Origin of the sequence: Kribbella sp. NBC_01484, from assembly GCF_036227145.1 — a bacterium.
In the GTDB taxonomy this organism is placed as follows: domain Bacteria; phylum Actinomycetota; class Actinomycetes; order Propionibacteriales; family Kribbellaceae; genus Kribbella.
Genome location: NZ_CP109437.1, coordinates 1,167,491 through 1,186,396 on the forward strand (window position 1 = coordinate 1,167,491; position 18,906 = coordinate 1,186,396).

At 67.9% G+C, this 18,906-nt stretch carries 16 protein-coding genes; 5 read left to right on the plus strand and 11 right to left on the minus strand.

Annotated features, from left to right (window positions below; genetic code table 11):
• Positions 1-54: 54 nt before the first annotated feature.
• The 7 genes from OG555_RS05680 to OG555_RS05710 form a co-directional block, all read right to left on the minus strand.
• Positions 55-732: a GAP family protein gene (locus tag OG555_RS05680; RefSeq protein ID WP_329481623.1), complete on the minus strand. Its 678-nt coding sequence runs from the start codon at positions 730-732 to the stop codon at positions 55-57.
• Between the two features lie 268 nt (positions 733-1,000).
• Positions 1,001-1,417, minus strand: a complete 417-nt coding sequence (locus OG555_RS05685; RefSeq protein WP_329481624.1) for a nuclear transport factor 2 family protein — start codon at positions 1,415-1,417, stop codon at positions 1,001-1,003.
• Positions 1,418-1,603: 186 nt separating this feature from the next.
• Positions 1,604-2,902: a S8 family peptidase gene (locus OG555_RS05690; protein ID WP_329481625.1), complete on the minus strand. Its 1,299-nt coding sequence runs from the start codon at positions 2,900-2,902 to the stop codon at positions 1,604-1,606.
• 259 nt (positions 2,903-3,161) lie between these two features.
• Positions 3,162-3,959 (minus strand): ABC transporter permease, encoded by a 798-nt coding sequence (locus tag OG555_RS05695; protein WP_329481626.1) that lies wholly within the window; start codon positions 3,957-3,959, stop codon positions 3,162-3,164.
• Positions 3,956-4,852 carry an ABC transporter ATP-binding protein gene (locus OG555_RS05700; RefSeq protein WP_329481627.1) on the minus strand — a complete coding sequence of 299 codons (897 nt, stop codon included), beginning with the start codon at positions 4,850-4,852 and terminating at the stop codon, positions 3,956-3,958. The genes OG555_RS05695 and OG555_RS05700 overlap by 4 nt, the downstream gene beginning before the upstream one ends.
• 107 nt (positions 4,853-4,959) lie before the next feature.
• A complete protein-coding gene (locus OG555_RS05705; protein WP_329481628.1) occupies positions 4,960-5,634 on the minus strand; it encodes a response regulator transcription factor in 675 nt (224 codons plus the stop codon).
• Positions 5,631-6,800, minus strand: coding sequence for a sensor histidine kinase (locus tag OG555_RS05710; protein WP_329481629.1), 1,170 nt, complete (start codon positions 6,798-6,800; stop codon positions 5,631-5,633). Before OG555_RS05710 ends, OG555_RS05705 begins: the two co-directional genes overlap by 4 nt.
• Positions 6,801-6,986: 186 nt before the next feature.
• Here OG555_RS05710 and OG555_RS05715 point away from each other — a divergent pair, with 186 nt between their 5' ends.
• Positions 6,987-7,754, plus strand: a complete 768-nt coding sequence (locus tag OG555_RS05715; protein WP_329481630.1) for a CPBP family intramembrane glutamic endopeptidase — start codon at positions 6,987-6,989, stop codon at positions 7,752-7,754.
• A gap of 9 nt (positions 7,755-7,763) precedes the next feature.
• Here the strand turns inward: OG555_RS05715 and OG555_RS05720 are convergent, their stop codons facing one another.
• The 4 genes from OG555_RS05720 to OG555_RS05735 form a co-directional block, all read right to left on the minus strand.
• Entirely contained in the window at positions 7,764-8,420 is a 657-nt protein-coding gene (locus OG555_RS05720; RefSeq protein WP_329481631.1) for a hypothetical protein, read from the minus strand.
• A 50-nt stretch (positions 8,421-8,470) separates the two neighbouring features.
• The gene (locus tag OG555_RS05725; protein WP_329481632.1) at positions 8,471-9,304 is read right to left on the minus strand and encodes an MIP/aquaporin family protein; all 834 of its coding nucleotides are present in this window, start codon (positions 9,302-9,304) and stop codon (positions 8,471-8,473) included.
• A 54-nt stretch (positions 9,305-9,358) separates the two neighbouring features.
• On the minus strand, positions 9,359-10,825 hold the full coding sequence (locus tag OG555_RS05730) for a DUF2252 domain-containing protein (protein ID WP_329481633.1): 1,467 nt from the start codon (positions 10,823-10,825) through the stop codon (positions 9,359-9,361).
• Between the two features lie 89 nt (positions 10,826-10,914).
• Complete coding sequence (locus OG555_RS05735) at positions 10,915-11,607, minus strand: GAP family protein (protein ID WP_329481634.1); 693 nt, start codon at positions 11,605-11,607, stop codon at positions 10,915-10,917.
• 201 nt (positions 11,608-11,808) lie between these two features.
• On the opposite strand from OG555_RS05735, the gene OG555_RS05740 reads away from it, so the two are divergent.
• The 4 genes from OG555_RS05740 (at position 11,809) to OG555_RS05755 (ending at position 18,781) form a co-directional block, all read left to right on the plus strand.
• On the plus strand, positions 11,809-13,152 hold the full coding sequence (locus tag OG555_RS05740) for a chloride channel protein (RefSeq protein WP_329481635.1): 1,344 nt from the start codon (positions 11,809-11,811) through the stop codon (positions 13,150-13,152).
• Positions 13,153-13,168: 16 nt separating this feature from the next.
• The gene (locus tag OG555_RS05745) at positions 13,169-15,946 is read left to right on the plus strand and encodes a cation-translocating P-type ATPase (protein ID WP_329481636.1); all 2,778 of its coding nucleotides are present in this window, start codon (positions 13,169-13,171) and stop codon (positions 15,944-15,946) included.
• A gap of 91 nt (positions 15,947-16,037) precedes the next feature.
• Entirely contained in the window at positions 16,038-16,967 is a 930-nt protein-coding gene (locus OG555_RS05750) for a polyphosphate kinase 2 family protein (RefSeq protein WP_329481637.1), read from the plus strand.
• A gap of 62 nt (positions 16,968-17,029) precedes the next feature.
• Positions 17,030-18,781: a SulP family inorganic anion transporter gene (locus tag OG555_RS05755; protein WP_329481638.1), complete on the plus strand. Its 1,752-nt coding sequence runs from the start codon at positions 17,030-17,032 to the stop codon at positions 18,779-18,781.
• Positions 18,782-18,906 lie beyond the last annotated feature (125 nt).

An 18,906-nucleotide genomic window follows, 5' to 3' on the forward strand; every position in this document is an offset into this window, starting at 1 on the left:
GAGAGCAGCCATCATCCGGGACGGATGATGGCACGCGTCGTCCGGGCGGCGTGCTCAGCCGCTCACCCCGACTCCGATGACGAAGCCGCCGATCAGGATCATCATCGTGGCACCGACCGTGGTGGAGTGCGCCGCGATCCACCCCTTCGCCGAGAGGAGGCGAGGTTCCATCCACCGCGGGAACAGGAGCGTCGCGACGATGGGAACACCTACGGTGCAGGTGGCGATCACGGTGTAGAAGACCACCAGGCCGAGGTCGTCGTGGAACACCAGGTTCACGCCGACGATCGCCAGGCCCGCCGCCACCGCCAGGAGAATCGCCTTCGGACGAAGGGTCAGCGCCAGGCCGATGCCGAACACGGGCAGGATGCCGAACGTGCCGATGCGCTTCAGCCAGCCCGGACTACTTCCGCTCCCGGCACGGGGCCGACGCGCGAGGGTCACCACGCCCAGCAGCACGAGGGCAATGCCGATCACCACCTCCAGCTTCCCGACGAGGGCCTCATGTTGGCGCGGTCGTCCGGGAAGTGCCTGGCCGGCCACTATCGCCAACACGACGGTGGCAAAGGTACCGAGCACCGTGCCGGCCAGAAAGGCCAGGCCGGAACGGCTGCGGCTGTCCGACAGCAGGATGAAGATGGTGGCGGTGATGGGGACGCTGCTCAGCGCCGCCGCGAGGGCCAGCGGTATCAACTGAAGCAGCGCCTGCCCCATCGCGTCTCCGATCTCCACCCCACGACGAGGATTTCGGCTTGGCGTACCAGGCCGTCCCGTCACCGGAAGTATCGCGCACCCGGCACCTAATGCCTCAGCGAGGAAGGCCGCGGCCGGCAAGTCGGCAGCACGAGTCGCGCCGGACGAGGCGGGCGGACGAGGCGGGGCGGGTTGGGCGCGCAGCCACTTCTTCCGCGTCTGCTGGAACCGCGCCACCTTCCGCACGTGGTCGTGATTGAGGGCCTAGCGGGGGGCGTCACGCCAACCGAAGGAGGTCAGGCACGGATCAGGAGGACGGGACGGGTGGGGGCTTGTACAGTTCCTGGACAGCAACGTCGATGTCCCCGCCGCCTACCTCGACGGGTTCCAGGTACAAACGCGCCGCGGCGACCAAGCCGTCACGCACGATCAGGATCGTGACACCGCGCATAGCGAAGAGTGAGCCGTCCACGTGGTGACCGCGCCAGTCCCACTCGCCCCACTCGGTCCCTCCGTCCACCGAAGCGGCAATCAGCTCCGAGACAAAGTCCGGCACACCCTCAAACACCGACGACCAGTTCTCCAGGACCTGCGCGCGCCCACCAAAAGCACGGCTCGGGTGAAGCGGTTGGACGCTTTGATAGTCCTCGGCGAACAGGGACGCTACTGCCCGGGCATCATGGGAGTTCGTCGCATCCTTGAGTCGTTCGAGCATGGTCGTCATACCAACGAAACCTAGTCCGCGACCACGGTCGACGTAAGGCCACGCACCTGAACCGCCACGCTTCACGCCACCTCCGTCGCCGGAGGCACAGGGTGCCGGGGCCGGGCACCTTGTGGTCCGGCGATGGCCGCAGCGTCAGGTCGAGAGTGGGGCGGGCTGGTGCCCGCCCCACTCAGCGCTTCGGTGTCAAGAGGTGGCGGCCAAGGCGTTCACCATGCCCGCGCCGAAGAAGGTGTTGCTCGACGGCCCGCCGGTGCACTGGCGGACGTCATCGGCCGGCCAGACGGCCGGGCAGGCCGTCGGCGTCGCAGTACGCCGAATCTGCGCTGCCACGGCACCTGGGCTCCAGTTGGGGTGGAGCTGACGGATCAGCGCTGCCACCCCGGCCACGTGAGGCGATGCCATGGACGTCCCACTGATCCAGACCCACCGGGCGCCGTTGGCGTCCTCGACCCCGCGCCCGGTGGCGGCCAAGGCCTCCCATTGGCCGGTGCCATCGGTGCTCGACCAGGCGGCAAGGACCCGGCCGAACGTCGTACCAGGAGTCTGCACCGCGTCGCCACCTGGCGCCGTCACGTCCACGGTCGGACCTCCGGTGTTGGAGTAACCGGCCAGCGTGGTCACGCCAGAGGCCGATACCGCGACCACACCGGGGAGTTCAGCAGGCGCCACTCGGCAGTTGTTGCGTACCTCGCGGGTCACGGCTGTGTCCGGCGGCCAGTCCGGGCTGATGGTGTCGGTGGTCGGGTGCCCCAGGTCCTGCGCCTCGTTGCCGGCCGCGGCCACGATCACGACGCCGCGCTGCTGTGCGTACCGAGAGGCATTCCGCAGGTCCGCGAGGATCGCTCGCTGCTCGGCGTCGTTGCCGCAGAAGTAGAGCCACGGGTCGGCGAACAGGCTGAGGTTGACGACGTCGAGGCGCTGGTCACCGGCGTACCGAAGCGCGGCAGCCACCGAGTCGGCGAAGCAGAAGCCCATGATGGTGCAGGCCTTGATGGCCACGATCTTGGCCCTGGGTGCCACACCGGCGATGCCGACGCCGTTGACCCGGCCGGCGATCGTGCTGGATACATGCGTGCCGTGGCCTTGCAGATCCTGTACTGCGGCCTTGTTACTGCAGTCACCGTTGGCGATCTCCCGCGGGTCGGCCGTCGGCGTGGTCGAGAAGATGAACGAGCACGACCGAGCGACGTCGATGCCGCCGGCAAGGTCGGGGTGGGTGAAGTCGACCCCGCCGTCAATCACCCCCACATTGACGCCGTTACCGGTCGCGTTGGCGTACGACGCCGCACCGACTCCGATCGCACGCATGTCCCACTGACAAGCGGACAGTGGCTCGGGTCCGGCTGGGACGCCGAAGAAGGCCTGGCAGTTGGCAGAGGCTGTCGCCGGGGTCAGTGCGCCGGGTGTCGCCGCTGACGCCGGGGTCAGCAACCCCAGCGTCAGCGTGAGCACGGCTCCCACGAGCAGCACGAACTTCCTCATCTGATTCCCCTTCCCCAGGGAGGTGCGGACGACTCGGATCGGAACCGGCGCACCGCCCAATCAATGCCTCATGATCGATCCGCACGGGGAGTCACGCAACGCCTCGACCAAGGTGGATCCCGCGGGAACTGCATCCCGGAGGAATGCTGGAGACAGCACCTCGCGGCGGTTCAAGCAAGCGTGTGACGCGAGGAGACCGGCCTCGCCCAACACGAGCCCGAGGACCAGAAGTCCGAGGACTGAGGCGCTCGCTTGTCGGTTACTTGACTTCGGACTTCATAACCAGGTGGAGGCCGAGGATGGCGGGCAAGACGAGCCAGGTTGAGGCTGTGACCGCGACGTTGGCCCACTGCTCGGTGGTGAGGGTGCCTTGGAAGAGGGCGGCTTGGGCGTAGTTGAGGTCGACCCATGGCTGCAGGTGCCGGAACCAGTCTTGGCTGGTGGCCAGGATGCCGGCGACGGTGGGCAGCAGGAGCGAGTAGACGAAGTACGTCACCAGGGCCGCCGCCGAGCTGCGGATCAGCATGCCCAGCATCGTGCCGGTCAGCAGACAGAGCAGGCTGCCCAGCACGATGTTCAGGCCCTCGGCGAGCGACACGTCCCACACCATGTCCGTCCCGGCGATCGCGGTTCCCACCACGTTGCCGATGGCTCCGATCACGAAGGCGAACACCATCGAGGCGACGGCCACGGCGACCGACGAGACGACCTTGGCCGCGATCACGCGGTTTCGTCGCGGGACCAGCGTGAACGTCGTCAGGCCGGTGCGTTGGCTCCATTCGCCGGTGATCGACAAGATCGCGATGATCGGCAGTACGACCGTCATCGGGAATCCGATCGCCTTGGCGAAGGTGTAATAGGTGAGGTCCGCGTCAGGGGCGAACGCGATCGTCCCGATCGTGGTCAGCAGGGCGGTGATGACGATGCTCGCCATCAGCCAGAAGCCGGAACGGGTGTCGAACATCTTGCGCAGCTCGACCGCGATGACTCTCGAGAGCGGCACCGGATGGATGTCGGCGCGCTGATCGCGGACGGGATTGACGACGATGGCGGTCATGCTGCTTTCCTTTCTCGTTGGGTGTCGGCGGTGAGCTGAAGGAACATCTCCTCCAGTCCGCCGTCGGCGGTGCGCAGCTCGACGAGAGCCACGCCTGCCTCGTGCGCCACTCGTCCGACCCGTGCCGGGTCCGCGTCGGTGCGCAGAGCCCCGTCGTCCGAGACGGTGGTGTGAAGACCGGACGTGTCGAGCGCCCGCTTGAGCGCATACAGGTCCACAGCGCGGACGACCGTGCCCGCAGACTGCAGGAGCTGCGTCTTCGAGCCCTGGCAGACGATCCTGCCCTTGCCGATCATCACGATGTCATCGGCAATGACCTCGATCTCCCGCAGCAGGTGCGACGACAGCAGGACGGTTCCGCCCTGATCCGCGTACTCGCGGAGCAGGTCCCGCATCCAGCGGATGCCGGCCGGGTCGAGCCCGTTGGCCGGCTCGTCGAGGATCAGCACGGCCGGGTGGCCGATGAGGGCGGTGGCGATGCCGAGTCGCTGGCGCATCCCGAGCGAGTAGTTGCGCACCCGGCGGTTCGCCTCGGTTTCGGTGAGGCTGACCAGCTCCAGCATCTCCGCGACCCGATGGCTGGGTAGCCCCATCGTCCGCTGGGCGATGGTGAGGATCTCGCGGCCGGTGCGGCCGGCATGCTGGGCCGAAGCGTCAAGCATCACGCCGACCTCCCGCCCTGGGTTGGGAAGGTCTGCGAACCTGCGACCGGAGATGGTGGCACTCCCCGAAGTGGGTGCGGTGAGGCCGACCATCATGCGCATCGAGGTGGACTTGCCGGCCCCGTTGGGACCCAGGAAGCCGGTCACGCGGCCTGCTGGCGCAACGAAACTGATGTCGTCCACGACGGTGCCGGCGCCGTACTTCTTGGACAGAGAGTCGATGGTGATCATGTCTCAAACGCTAGGAACCCGATCGCGTCAGCGCGTCGTCATGAGGTCGCGCTTCAGTCCGACCAGCCGATGAGCTGTGGGTCCTACTCAGGTACGACCCACAACGGTCAGCTTGGGTCGTCCGGTTGCGTCTCGGACGCGTCGAACAGGCCCGTCTGGTAGGCGAGGACGATCGCCTGTGCGCGGTCGCGCAGCGCGAGCTTTTGCAGCAGGCGGGTGACGTGTGTCTTGACCGTCGTGTCGCTGATGAACAGCTCGTGCCCGATCTCGGCGTTGGACAGACCGCGCGTGATCAGGCGGAACACCTCCGTCTCCCGGGTGGTCAAGGTGTCCACGGCCTTCGGCGGAGCCTGTCGTTGGAGTCGGGTGAAGTGCTGGATCACCCGTTTGGTGATAGCGGGCGAAAGGAGAGCATCTCCGGCGGCGACGGTTCGCACAGCGGCGATCAGCTGCTCGGGAGGGTCGTCCTTGAGGACGAATCCGCTCGCGCCGGCTCGCAGTGCTTGGTACACGTAGTCGTCGAGATCGAACGTGGTGAGGATCAGGATCCGCGCGGACGCATCGGCGGCGAGGATCCGCCGGGTCGCCTCGAGCCCGTCGAGCTCCGGCATGCGGATGTCCATCAAGACGACGGTCGGGTGGAAGCGGGCTGCCTGGGCGACCGCCTCGAGGCCGTTGCTCGCTTCCGCCACGACCTCCAGATCGGGTTCGTCGGCGAGCAGCAGCCGGAACCCTGCCCGCACCATCGATTGGTCGTCCACCACGAGGACACGGATGGTCATCGGGCACCGTGATCCAGCGGAAGCTGCGCGCGGAGCACGAAGCCGCCGGCCCGGGAGGTGCCCGCGCTCATGCCCCCACCGAAGATCCTGACGCGCTCGCGGATGCCGACCAGTCCGTGGCCGACACCGGCGTCGGTGGAAGGACCGCCGGGACCGTCGTCACGGACTTCGAGCCGAAGCTCTGTGGCGGTGTACTGCACCTCCACCTCCGCCTGGCTCGCCCGAGCGTGCTTCAGGGCATTGGTGAGCCCCTCCTGCAAGATCCGGTAGGCGGAGAGGTCGAGACCTGGCGGCAGCGCGACCGGCTCACCGCTGATCTGGAGCCGTACGGGCAGCCCCGCGGCTCGTACGTCGTCCACGAGTGCGTCGAGGTTGCCGAGTCCCGGATGCGGCAGGAGCTCGAGTTCGTCGTCGTCATGTCGCATGGCGTTGAGCAGGCGGCGCATCTCCGCGAGAGCGGTGCGTCCGGCTTGCTCGACGTTCGTGAGGGTCTCGCGATCCTCCGTGTCGGTCTCGGGCATCCGGTGGCGCACAGCCCCCACCTGCAGGACCATCACGCTGACGGCATGCGCGACGACATCATGGAGCTCTCGCGCGATCCGTCCGCGTTCCTCGGCCACCGCGACGCGAGCCGCCGCCTCCCGCTCTCTCTCGGCCCGGGTCGCGCGTTCCTCGGCGGCCTTGGTCTGCTCGGTTCGCTCCCTGAGCGCGTAGCCGACCAGCCAGCCGATCGCGAACAGCACCGGCGTGAAGATCACGTCGCCGCGCACGTGATTCGGGTCGTTGTAGATGACGATCGCCGCACCGCCGAGCACGATCGCCAGGCCGACCCGTGCCTGCCGGTCGCCGGGCAGGTTGCCGAGGAGTAGGGCAGCACCCATTCCGGCGAGGAAGAGCCCGGCCTTGTCGACGATGAGCAGGCCGTCCACGAAGGAGAGCGCCGCACTCCACAGCCAGGTGACCGCCGGTGCACCGAAGGGGAAGCGGCGTCGGGCGAGCAGGGTGAGAACGATCGCGGAGACCGCGAGCACTTCGAACAAGAGCAGGGGGCCGGTCGGGTGACCCGGGTCGTCGCGCCGCGCCGTACTGATCGCACTCTCGACCGCCGCGATCACAATCAGGACGTCGAGACCGTACTTCGAGAAGAACAGCCGCGCTCGGCTCACCCGGTCAACGTACGTCACCACGATCGTCGTCGCGTCCTACCAAGGTCGCACGGCCACTCATCGCTTGGTGCCCCCGTGAACAAGGCCTTCCGACGACGCGCTCCGGGGGGACCCGCCCATAGCGTCGTGAACACCAAGGATTGCTGAGGACGAGCCTCAGCCCGCGGAAACGAATGAGTGGGCGACATGACGACATCCGACACCGCCACCCGGGCAGTCCACATTCCGACCTGGTCCCGCGGCACTGTGCTGAAGGTGTGGGCAGCGGCGGCCCTTCCCATGGGAGTGCTCGCCTGGGTCGTCGCGCCCGCCCTGGCGCACGCTTTCTCGGGGCCGATGGCCCTTCCACAAGCACTCATCGTGTGCCTCGCGGCTGGATTGATCTGGCAGTTCGTCCTCGTTCTCATCGTCGTACGACGCGAACAGGGCACCTTGCGCTGGCCGGTCGTCAAGGCCGCACTGTGGCTCAACGCCCCGATCAGCCCGCGCACCGGCAGGCGCAGCAACCGGCTCTGGTGGATGGTAGTGCCGCTGACGGCTCTGCTGGCCCTCGAAGAAATGTTGCCGTCTCTCCCTACTCCGGTGTCCCGCGACCTCGGTCTGCTGCTCGGATCTGACAGCGGGCAGGCGTGGATGTCCGGCAACTGGATCTGGTTCGCCCTGCTCGTCATCGTGTTCATCTTCAACACCGCTCTCGGCGAAGAGCTGTTGTTCCGAGGTCTGCTGCTGCCTCGGATGGGGACGTTCGGCCGGGCCGACTGGCTCGTCAACGGCGTGCTCTTCGCCTGCTATCACCTGCACGAGCCGTGGGTGATCCCGCAGACGTTCCTGGTCGACACGTTCGCCGAGGCCCTGCCCTCGCGCCGCTGGCGCAGTTCTCTGATCGGCATCGCGGTCCACAGCTCACAAAGCGTCTTCTTCTTCGTGATCGCGCTCGCACTCGTCCTCCGCTGACGCTCGATGTCAAGAGACCCCGGTCTCGGGGTCGTGGCGTTGAGTCAGCCACTGCTGATAGGACTTGGATTCGTCGAGACCGGGCTTCGCACCACCGGGGAGGGGCCGGTCGAAGACGAGCCGGGCGGTGGCTTCGAGTGTGCTTTCGAGCAGATCGGAACGACCGCTCGCCTCGAATCCCAGGGTCCACCAGTCTTGGCCGATGCTGCTGACCTCGGTCAGTTCCACGTCGCACTGCGGCTCGTGGTCCAGCTCCGAGGGGCGCGCCACGATCTGTCCTCCGGCCAGTGAGAAATGGGCTATGCGCCGGCTCTTGCCAACCGGTCGCCACCCGAGCGGGCTGCCGCTGTCCTGGTCGGCCGCGCTGACCGGAAAGGACCACTTCTGCCAGGACTCCAGGCGGCCGCGGGCGCGGCCCGCCACCTCCAGGATTCCCAGGCTCCCGTGGTACATCTTGACCTCCAGTGCCCTGCCGCCGCGGATCTTCACCGAAAGCCCGGGCAACCGCGGGGCCAGCAGGTAGCTGTCCTCGCGTGACTCCGTCCCGATCGGGAACCGCCCGAACCACCCGGTCACCGTGGTCTCCAGCCGGCCCGGGAAGATCCAGCGCACCTCCAGGCTGCGCTCTCCCGCGCCGACCCGGACCTCGGGCGGTTCAGCCGTCATCGCCACACGCTCCTGACGCTGGCCGGAGGCCAACATGTCTGCGGGCCGGTCTACTCAGTGGCTTTCGCGTCTGTGGGGGTGGCGGTCATCGGCAGCGCGCCGCCCTCGGCGGCCGCGAGCTCGTCCGGGTCGGGCCGTCCGCGCACGGTTCCGATGATCGCCACGGCGATGGCGGCCCCGAGCACCGGGCCCGCGACATAGACCCACCAGCCCGTGTAGTCGTTGCCGACGATGTCGGGCCCGAGGGAGCGGGCCGGGTTCATGGACGCGCCGCTGATCGGGCTGGCGAACAAGCCGAGCAGGGCGACCGTCGAGCCGACCGCGATCGCCGCGTTGTGGCCGATGCTGCGGCCTCCGGTCGCAGTGTTGAGGATGATGCTGGCCAAGATCGCAGTCAGGATGGTTTCCATCACGAACGACTTCCACTCCCCGCCGGACGTGTTGATCGGGTAGTTCCCGCCCGCGCTGACGTCGCCGAACATCCCCTGCAGGAACAGCGCGGCACAGATGGCCCCGGCGAGCTGGACCACCCAGTACGGCACCACCCATTTGGTCGGAAACACTCCCCGGCCGGCAAAGGCGAAGGTCACAGCGGGGTTGATGTGGAGTCCCGACAGCGGGCCCCAGGCGTAGATCATGGCCATCACCACCGCACCGGGCGCGATCACCGCCGCGGTCCTGCTGATCGGTGCGTTGCCCACGTAATGGTTGATCACACCCGATCCAGCCGCCACCGTCACCAGGACGAAGGTGCCGAGAAACTCGATGATCAGCCGGATCCACAACGGCCGCTGCCGCAAGGTGTCTTCCTCGAACCGGACGAAGTACCGGCGCCCGAGTGACGCCCTGTGCTCCGCATCGGGATCGATGGCGGGCTCTGCCATGGCGCGATTTCCTTTCCTTCTCGGCTGTCCGGTCTGGACGGCCCAGGTTCGGTTTCAGATGTCGGTGGTCGCTGCGGCTCTGCCGTCATCGACGGCGCTCTGGAGCGCGGCGTAGTCGCGTTCGTTCTGGTCGGCGTAAGTTTCGGCGAAGTCCGCGATCGCCTGGTCGAAGACGTCCGAGCCGCCGAGGTAGGCAGCCAGGGCGACGCGGTCGCCTGAGCGAGCGTGAGCGCGGGCCAGGGTCCTTCCGCACACCTCGGCATAGACCACCATGCCCGGCGGGCCCGCCTGCTCGATCGGGAACGAGAACTTCCAGTCCTTGAGCTGGCGGACGTAATAGTCGCGGTCCACGCCGTCCGGGTCTGGCGTGTGGGTCCAGCCGAGGAAGATGTCGCTTTCGGCCTGCATCAGGTGCTGTCCGGCGACCACGCGCTCGCCCTGGTTGGTGTACTTGGTGCGCCCGCAGTAGTCCGCCAGGACCGACGGCTGCGCCTCCTTGGCCTGCAGGAACACCGGTTCGACTCCGCCTCCACTGTCCATCAGCACGATCCACGCGCGGGTGCCGACGCTGCCCACGCCGACGACCTTGCGGGCCGCCTGGACCAGCGTGAACTGCTCGAGCATGTGCCGCCGGTCGGACTGCAGGGTGCGCCGGTACTTGCCCAGCACCGTCTGTATCTGCTCATAGACCTGACTGGCCTGTACGTCGGGGAAGACCTCCTCGACGGGGACGACCATCGGGGGGTCACTGATGATCCGCCGACGGCCATCGACCACCGTGGTCAGCTTGCGCAGCGCCTGGGTGCTGTCGCGGGTGTGGGCCTTGGCCAGCATCTTCTCCGTGGCCTTGTAACCTCTGGGTTTCATCTGGGACCGGAACTGCTCAATGGCCTCTTCGATGTCCAGATGCGCGTACCACACCTCCAGGAAGGTCTGCGCCGCGAACTCGCGCATCGCCTTCCGGTACGCCTTCGCCGCCGCGAGGACGGACTTGCGGCGGTGCTTGCCTCCGAACCCGTTGTCCCGTCCCGCCACTGCCACGCTCGCCGCCAGCCGCTTGACATCCCATTCGAACGGGCCGGGCAGCGTCTCGTCGAAGTCGTTGACATCGAAGACCAGCTCCCGCTCCGGTGAGGCGTACGCACCGAAATTGGACAGGTGCGCGTCTCCGCACAACTGCAAGTGCAACCCCGACGTGGGAGTCGTGGCCAAGTCGGCCGCCATCGGCAGCGCGGCGCCCCGGTAGAACGTGAACGCCGATACCAGCATCCGCCCGTGCCGGATCGGCACCAGCTCCGGCACCCGCGACTTCGACTGCTCCAGCAGCAGCCCCACCGGATCCCGCGACTCGCCGGGCTCGAACTCCGCGTGCGACTCCCGCGGAGTGGCCCTCCGGGCGTCCTTTCCCAGGGCGACCCGGTCCGCACGGCTCAACTGCCCTCGGGCGTCGGCCCGCTTCGAGTCTCCACGGAACGCCCGCGCAGGGGTCGCCGATCTGCCACCCCCAGTCTTCTCGGCCATAGCTCCCCCTTCCACCCACCCCTACGGTGATACCGAGAGGGGTAGCACGGCATCACCCCTGCTGGGTGACGAGACCCGGAGAGTCCCGCCTAGAAGCTGCCGATCCCCTTGCCGATCACGACTACGCCGATCACGAGCAGCAGCACCGCCATCACGGTCGTGTTCTCGCGGACAAGCCAGGTGCGCAGAGCCTCGAGCGGTTGGGTCATCCGGTCGGCGGCGACGAGGTAGGCAATGACTGGTATTGCGACGGTCGAGGCGGCGATCGCCGTGTAGACGACGATCACGACCACGATCTGACCGGTACTGAGGTCGCTTTTCCCGATGACGACGCCCGCCCCTGCGGCCATGATGAGGTTCTTGGGGTTCAGAGCCGAGAGCAGTACTCCGAGCCCGAGCCCCTTGACCGGGGTCAGCGTGTCGATGGCCGACATCCATTTCGGCAACTCCGGCGGCGCACCACCGTGGGGCCGACCGCGCCACTGCTTGACGGCCAGGACGAGGAGGAGGGCGCCGAGGACCAGTTTGATCGTGCCCTGGACCGGCTTCGAGGCGTTCGGATCCTCCTCCAGCAGCAGGGACGACAGCAGGGTGAACGCAGTCACCGCGATGACGACGCCGGCGATCCAGCCGGCCAGGAACCCGATGCTGGTCGTCCTCGCGTTCGGTGACAGGAGCATGAGGATCGCCGCGATGACGGGGATCGGGCTGATCGCGACCCCCAACGCGAGCGGAAGGATGTCACCGATGACGCCGCCCATGCCTACCCCCGTCGGAGCCATCCCACTCGTCGGGCCTGCCGGTCCAGGCTCGAGCGTCAGGCAGGGGCCTTGGCAAGGCATCACCCCGTGGGGGCGATCTCACGGCAGGTGCCGGTCCGTTCACCCAGGGTCGCCGAACCGATGCAGCGGAGATCGTCCGGCCCGGACGATGCGGCCGTCGCCGACCACGTGGATGGTGGAGGCGGCTGAGAGGAGTCCGTCGTGTCGATCGGTGCACCGCCCTCGTCGCCGCCGGCGATGGACCCCTCGGCGGTCATCCGTTCGAAGCCGTACCTCATCGCGCTGGTCCTCGCCGCGCTCCTCGGGATTCCGATCTCAGCGGTCGCGTACGGTTTCCTGGCGCTGACCGGTGCGATCCAGGAGTCCTTGTTCGACGATCTCCCGAAGCAGATCTTCACCGGGGGCGCGCCCGCGTGGTGGCCGGTGCCCTGGTTGGCGCTGTGTGGACTGTTGACCGGGTTGACCATCCGGTACCTGCCCGGCAATGGCGGGCACTCACCCGCCTTCGGGTTCAAGACCGGCGGAGGTCCGCCGGTCGACCGGGACCTGCCCGCCATCGTCCTGGCCTCCCTGACCACCCTCAGTCTCGGTGCCGTCCTCGGGCCCGAGGCTCCCCTGATCGCCATCGGCGGCGGCCTTGCGGCGCTGACCGTGCACCTGATCAAGAAGGACGCGCCACCCATGGCCCTGACGGTCATGGCGGCGGCCGGCAGCTTCGCGGCGATCAGCACCCTCCTCGGCTCCCCTGTGCTCGGCGCATTCCTGATCATGGAGGCGGCCGGCATCGGGGGTGCGAGGCTGAGCTTGGTGACGTTGCCGGGGCTGCTGGCCTCCGGCGTCGGCGCTCTGGTCTTCATCGGTCTGGACAATTGGACGGGCCTCGGCAGCTTCTCGCTGGCTCTGACCTCAGTGCCGCCGGCTGTGGATCCGACCGTGGCCACAATGGCCTGGGCTCTGGTCATGGGCGCGGCCGGGGCCCTCCTGGGCTGGGTGATCCGCTGGATCGGGCTGTCGCTGCGTCCGGTCGTCCATGTGAACCGGGTGCTGGTGACCGCGGGCCTCGGCCTGGTCATCGGCCTCACCGCGATGGCCTACCAGCTGATCACCGATCACAGCTTCACCCAGGTGTTGTTCTCCGGCCAGGATGCTCTGCCCGAGCTGGTCGCAGACGCCACGGACTATTCGGTCGGTGTGCTGATCGTGCTCGCCGCCTGCAAGATGTTCGCCTACGGGCTCTCGCTGAGCGCATTCCGCGGCGGACCGGTCTTCCCCGCCATGTTCACCGGTGCGGTGATCGGCATCGCCGCGAGCGGGTTGCCCGGCATGAGTCTCGCGCCGGCGATCGGCATGGGCATCGGAGCCATGTGTAGCGCGATGTTGCGGCTGCCGATGACCTCCACGCTGTTGGCCACCCTGCTGCTGGGCAAGGACGGTGTGACGGTGACGCCGCAGGTCGTGGTGGCTGTGGCAGTCGCCTTCGTCATCACCACCATGCTCCCGACTCCGGGCAAGGAAGCCGAGGCACCTGTTGGCAGTACGCCGTGACCGAGAGGAGATACAGGTGAGTGAGACCGGGATGACAGCGACCGACGCAGAGCGTCCGCCGTACGTGCTCGCGGCGGACGAGGTCGTCGCCGCAGCCGGCTCCGATGCCGCTTCAGGGCTTGCCGGGAGTGAGGCAGCGAACCGGCTCTCGACGTACGGCGCGAACGAGATCGCCGCGGAGAAGCCGCCCTCGGCCTGGGCCATCGCGCTGCAGCAACTGCGCGACCCGATGAACATCATGCTGATCGCCGTCGTGATCGTGAGCCTGGTGATCGGGGAACTCTCGACCGGGATCATCGTCGCGTTGCTCATCCTGCTGAACGTCGGGCTGGGCACCCGCCAGGAGCTCACGGCACGGGCCAGCGTCAACGCCCTCGCCGACCTGCAGGTGCCGCAGGCGCGAGTGGTTCGCGACGGCGAGGTGACGATGATCGCGGCCACGCAGGTGGTCCCGGGCGACATCGTCCACGTCGAGGCCGGCGACATCGTGCCCGCCGACGGCCGGATCGTCCGGTCCGCGACCCTGGAGGCGCAGGAGGCCGCGCTCACCGGAGAGAGTGCGCCGATCGCCAAGGGCGCGAGCCCACTGGCCTCCGCGGACGTCGGTCTGGGCGACCAGACCAACATGCTGTTCCAAAGCACCTCGGTGACGCGGGGCACGGGCACGATCGTGGTCACGGCGACCGGCATGCAGACGCAGATGGGCCGGATCGCGACGATGCTCACCTCGGTGACACGCACCCGGTCACCGCTCCAGCGGGAGCTGGACTCACTGACGAAGGTCCTGGGGATCGTTGCCTGGGGATCGGTCGCGGTCATCGTCGTGGTCGGCCTGATCCGCGGGGTGGCGGGCAAGGACCTGCTGCTGCTCGGCACCGCCATGGCCATCTCGGCGATCCCGACCGGCATGCCGGCGTTCGTCTCTGGCCTGCTCTCGCTCGGCGCGAAGCAGCTGGCCGAGGCGAAGGCCGTGGTGAAGAACCTCACCGACGTCGAGACGCTCGGTGCGACGAGCGCGATCAACACCGACAAGACCGGGACGCTCACGCTGAACCAGATGATGGTCTCGACCTTGTACGCGAGCGGGTTGTGGTTCACCGTCGACGGGGAGGGTTACGCCAAGAGCGGCGCAATCCGTTCGGTGGCCGGCGCACCCGTGCCGGACTTCACCCGCCTCGGCCTCGGGCTGGCCCTCGACAGCGACGCGGTGGTCGGCGACGACGGATCGGTGATCGGCGACCCGACCGAGGCCGCGCTGGTGGTGCTGGCCGCGAAGCTCGGCATCGACGCCGAGGAGACAAGGCGTACCTACCCGCGGCTGTCAGAGGTTCCGTTCGATTCCGAGTACAAGTTCATGGCGACGTTCCACCGGGTGACCGTCGACGGCACCGAGCACGTCATCGAGCTGGTCAAGGGCGCGCCCGACGTCGTCGTCGCCCGCTGCAGCCAGGCAGGCGGTCCGCTCAGCGGCTCGCAGGTCCCGATCGCGGAGTCGCGGCAGGGCATCGACGAGGCCAACACACGGATGGGACAGAAGGGCCTGCGCGTCCTCGCGTTCGCGGCCCGGCTGGTCTCGGACGACGAGCTGGGCACGATGACCGGTGATCCGATGTCCTTGACCACAGGACTGTCGTTCGTCGGGCTGGCGGGCATCATCGACCCGCTGCGCACGGAGGCGAAGAGCGCGGTCGGTACGGCGCTCACCGCGGGCATCGACGTACGCATGATCACCGGTGACCACGCGGTCACCGCGCAGGCGATCGGCGAGGAACTGGGCCTTGGTCCCGGCGCGATCAGCGGCGCGGAACTGGTGGCGCTCAGCGACGAGGAACTGAAGCGGCGGATGCCCGAGCTGCACGTGTTCGGGCGGGTCACCCCGGAGGACAAGCTGCGGCTGGCCCGGACCATGCAGGAGCAGGGCCTGATCGTCGCGATGACCGGCGACGCCGTCAACGACGCGGCCGCCCTCAAACAGGCCGACATCGGGGTGGCGATGGGGAGCGGCAGCGAGGTGACCAAGCAGGCCGCGCGGATGGTCCTCACCGACGACAACTTCGGCACCCTCGTCCACGCCGTCGAGATCGGGCGGCGCGTCTACGACAAGGTCGTCTCGTACGTGCGTTACCAGATGACGCAACTGCTGTCGCTGGTCCTGCTCTTCCTCGCCGCCACCGTGTTCGACATCAACGACGGGGCGGCGATGACGCCGTCGATGGTGCTGTACCTGTTGTTCTTCGCCACCGCCGTCGGAGTGGTGATCATCGCCGTCGACCCCGGTGACCCCGACGTCATGCACCGTCCACCGCGCGACCCCGCCGTACCGATCACGAACCGGAGCGCTGTGGTGATGTGGATCGTCTACGCCTTCGTGCTCTTCCTGGCCGCGTTCGTACCCCTGGTGGCGGGACCGGACGACCCGAGTACGACGCAAGGCAGCGTGTCGATGACGATGACGTTCGTGGTGATGGGTCTGGGGACCATGTTCAACGCGGTGGTCAACCGGCGCGACCCTGCCAGCGGCCTGACCCCACCGATCGTGAAGGCGCTGGGGATCAGCCTGATCTCCGTCGTCCTGGTGTTCCTGGCCACCCAGCTCCCGACGATCCAGAGCGGGCTGCTCACCGTCGCGCTCAGTCCGCGTCAGTGGCTCACCTGCTTCGGCCTGGCCGCGCTGCTCCCGATCGTCGTCGAGTTGGACAAGCTGGTCAGGAGACGCCGGCAGCGGACGCCGGCGACGGTCAGCGCGGAGCAGGCCGTCGCGCCGGCTCGGGCCCGGCACACGCCCGCCGCGTAGGTTCCGGACTCGTCCGCAAGGGGGGATGCAGAACGTTCCGGTGAGCGGTCGACTGATGGTCGGGCGGTACCTGAGGAGGTAGGGGCAGAGAATGACATCTCGCGAGCAACAGATCGCCGACTTCATCGAGCCGTTCCGGGTCGAACCGGGCTCGAAGGTCAAGCTGGCGAGGGACTTCGCGCCAGACTTCAAGGGCACGATCCGGTCCAAGAAGCGCGGCCGCAAGATGCTCGACCGCGGAGTCGACCTGCTGGCCGAGTATCAGTCCCGGCTGTACGCGCAGCACACGCACGGCGTGCTGGTGGTGTTGCAGGCGCTCGATGCCGGCGGCAAGGACGGCACCATCCGCCACGTCATGACCGGGGTCAACCCACAAGGTGTGTCGGTGCACGGCTTCAAGGTCCCTTCCAGCGAGGAGCTGGATCACGACTACCTGTGGCGCTACGGGCTGCACCTGCCGGCCCGCGGTGAGATCGGCATTTTCAACCGTTCGCACTACGAGGAGGTCCTCGTCGTCCGCGTGCACCCGGAACTCCTCGACCGGCAGAAACTTCCGGCGGGCAGCCGCCAGGGGCTCTGGAAGCGGCGCTATCGCGAGATCAACGAATGGGAGCGGACCCTCAGCGACAACGGCATCAAGATCGTCAAGCTCTTCTTGAACCTCTCCAAGGAGGAGCAGCGGATCCGCTTCCTGCGGCGGATCGACCTGCGCGACCACAACTGGAAATTCTCCTCGGCCGACATCCGCGAGCGCGACTACTGGGATGACTACCAGCGCGCGTTTTCGCGGATGCTGTCCAACACGAGCACCGAGTGGGCGCCGTGGTACGTGATTCCCGCCGACCGCAAGTGGTACGCGCGGATCGCGGCCGGCGCGGTGATCGCCAACACGCTGATCGAGATCGATCCTCGCTATCCCAAGGTCGGCAGGGACGCACGAAGGGCGCTGCAAGAGGTCAAGAGCGTCCTCGAGGCACAGGCGCCGACCGGCGCGGCGGCCGATCCGTTCGCGGAAGAGTAGGCCGCGCGCATGACGACTCTGGCCCTTGACGGCGAGTGTGTCCGGACGGTCGGCTGACCACCATGACCGCGACCGCAAAAGAGCCGGATGTGCGATCTCCTGGGTGGCAGGACTACGTGCCTGGCGTGGGCGTGGCCAGGTCGTACCAGCGGTCGTGGCTGCCCAAGGACGTCGTCGCCGGCCTCGTGCTGTCAGCGCTGCTGGTGCCCCAGGGGATGGCGTACGCCGAACTCGCCGGACTGCCGCCCGTGACCGGGCTCTACACCTCGATCCTGTGTCTGATCGGCTATGCGGTGTTCGGACCGTCCAGAGTGCTGGTGCTCGGTCCCGACTCGTCCCTGGGCCCGATGATCGCGGCGACGATAGCGCCGCTCCTGCTCGCCAACGGTGATCCCGCTCGGGCCGTCGCGCTCGCGTCGATGCTGGCGGTGATGGTCGGCGTGGTGATGACGGTCGCCGGGTTGGCCCGGTTCGGATTCGTGGCCGACCTGCTGTCGAAGCCGACGCAGATCGGCTACATGAACGGGCTCGCGCTGACCATCGTGATCGGTCAGCTGGCCAAGCTGTTCGGGTTCAAGGTCGATGCCGACGGGCTGCTGGCCGAGCTGGGCGCCTTCGTGTCGGGGCTCGCGAACGGCGACGCCAACACGATCGCCGCGATCCTCGGGATCGGTTCGCTGGCCGGCATCCTGCTGCTGAATCGCTTCCTGCCCAAGCTGCCGAGCGTCCTCATCATCGTGGTGCTGGCCTCTGTCCTGGTCAGCGCGTTCGACCTGCAGTCCCACGACGTCGACACGGTCGGCAAGCTCCCCCAGGGCTTTCCGCCGTTCACGATCCCAGGGGTCAGCTGGGGCGACCTACCGCCACTGTTCGTCGGGGCGCTCGCCATCGCCGTCGTCGCGCTCGCCGACACGATGTCCACGGCATCGGCGTTCGCTGCCCGCCGGGGCGACCGCGTGCGCGGGAACCAGGAGATGGTCGGCATCGGTGCGGCCAACATCGCGGCCGGGTTCTTCCAGGGCTTTCCGGTCAGCACCAGCGGGTCCCGCACCGCCGTCGCCGAGCAGGCCGGTTCCAAGTCCCAGGTGACCGGCATCGTCGGCGCCGCGACGATCACCGTGGTCCTGGTCTTCGCCACCTCCCTGATGCAGTACGTGCCCCAGCCGACGCTGGCCGCGATCGTCATCGCCGCCGCGCTGTCGCTGGCCGACATTGCCGGGACGCGCCGGCTGTGGCGACAGCGCAAGACGGAGTTCACGCTGTCGATCATCGCGCTGCTCGGCGTGGCGCTCCTGGGTGTGCTGCCCGGCATCCTCATCGCCGTCGGGCTGTCCATCCTCAACGTCTTCCGCCGCGCGTGGTGGCCGCACCAGGCCGAGCTCGGCCGGGTCGAGGGGATCGATGGCCTGCACGACACCGAGAGCTACCCCGACGCCGAGCTTCTGCCCGGCCTGGTCGTCTACCGGTTCGACGCGCCCCTGATCTTCGCGAACTCGCGGATGTTCAGTGAGAAGGTCCGGGAGATCTCCGAGGATAGCCCGGACCTCCGCTGGATCATCGTGGCCGCCGAGCCCATCACCGACATCGACACCACCGCCTCGGACATGCTGCACGAGCTGGATGCCTGGCTCAACGCGCGCGGTGTGTCCCTGGTCTTCGCGGAGATGAAGGATCCGGTGCGCGAGAAGGTCGGGCGCTACGAGCTCACCCGCACGATCGATCCGGCGCACTTCCTCCCCACCCTCGACGAGGCTGTCGAGGAGTACGTCCGGCAGACCGGCGCGACCTGGCGCGCTCCGAGCCCGGAGAGCTGAGCGCCCTGTTTGTTGTCTGCTTGTCGGCGTAGGTTGTTGGTACCGAGGATCTCCTGTGCCCTGACCCCGCTGGGATCACCAACCACTGCCGACATCACGAAAGTAGAAGCAGATGGACTCTCAGG

Bases quoted from the DNA above. Each gene is read 5' to 3' on its own strand.
- OG555_RS05685 (WP_329481624.1), bottom strand. From the start codon at position 1,417: ATGACGACCATGCTCGAACGACTCAAGGATGCGACGAACTCCCATGAT.
- OG555_RS05690 (WP_329481625.1), bottom strand. From the start codon at position 2,902: ATGAGGAAGTTCGTGCTGCTCGTGGGAGCCGTGCTCACGCTGACGCTG.
- OG555_RS05695 (WP_329481626.1), bottom strand. From the start codon at position 3,959: ATGACCGCCATCGTCGTCAATCCCGTCCGCGATCAGCGCGCCGACATC.
- OG555_RS05700 (WP_329481627.1), bottom strand. From the start codon at position 4,852: ATGATCACCATCGACTCTCTGTCCAAGAAGTACGGCGCCGGCACCGTC.
- OG555_RS05705 (WP_329481628.1), bottom strand. From the start codon at position 5,634: ATGACCATCCGTGTCCTCGTGGTGGACGACCAATCGATGGTGCGGGCA.
- OG555_RS05715 (WP_329481630.1), top strand. From the start codon at position 6,987: ATGACGACATCCGACACCGCCACCCGGGCAGTCCACATTCCGACCTGG.
- OG555_RS05720 (WP_329481631.1), bottom strand. From the start codon at position 8,420: ATGACGGCTGAACCGCCCGAGGTCCGGGTCGGCGCGGGAGAGCGCAGC.
- OG555_RS05725 (WP_329481632.1), bottom strand. From the start codon at position 9,304: ATGGCAGAGCCCGCCATCGATCCCGATGCGGAGCACAGGGCGTCACTC.
- OG555_RS05730 (WP_329481633.1), bottom strand. From the start codon at position 10,825: ATGGCCGAGAAGACTGGGGGTGGCAGATCGGCGACCCCTGCGCGGGCG.
- OG555_RS05735 (WP_329481634.1), bottom strand. From the start codon at position 11,607: ATGGCTCCGACGGGGGTAGGCATGGGCGGCGTCATCGGTGACATCCTT.
- OG555_RS05750 (WP_329481637.1), top strand. From the start codon at position 16,038: ATGACATCTCGCGAGCAACAGATCGCCGACTTCATCGAGCCGTTCCGG.
- OG555_RS05755 (WP_329481638.1), top strand. From the start codon at position 17,030: ATGACCGCGACCGCAAAAGAGCCGGATGTGCGATCTCCTGGGTGGCAG.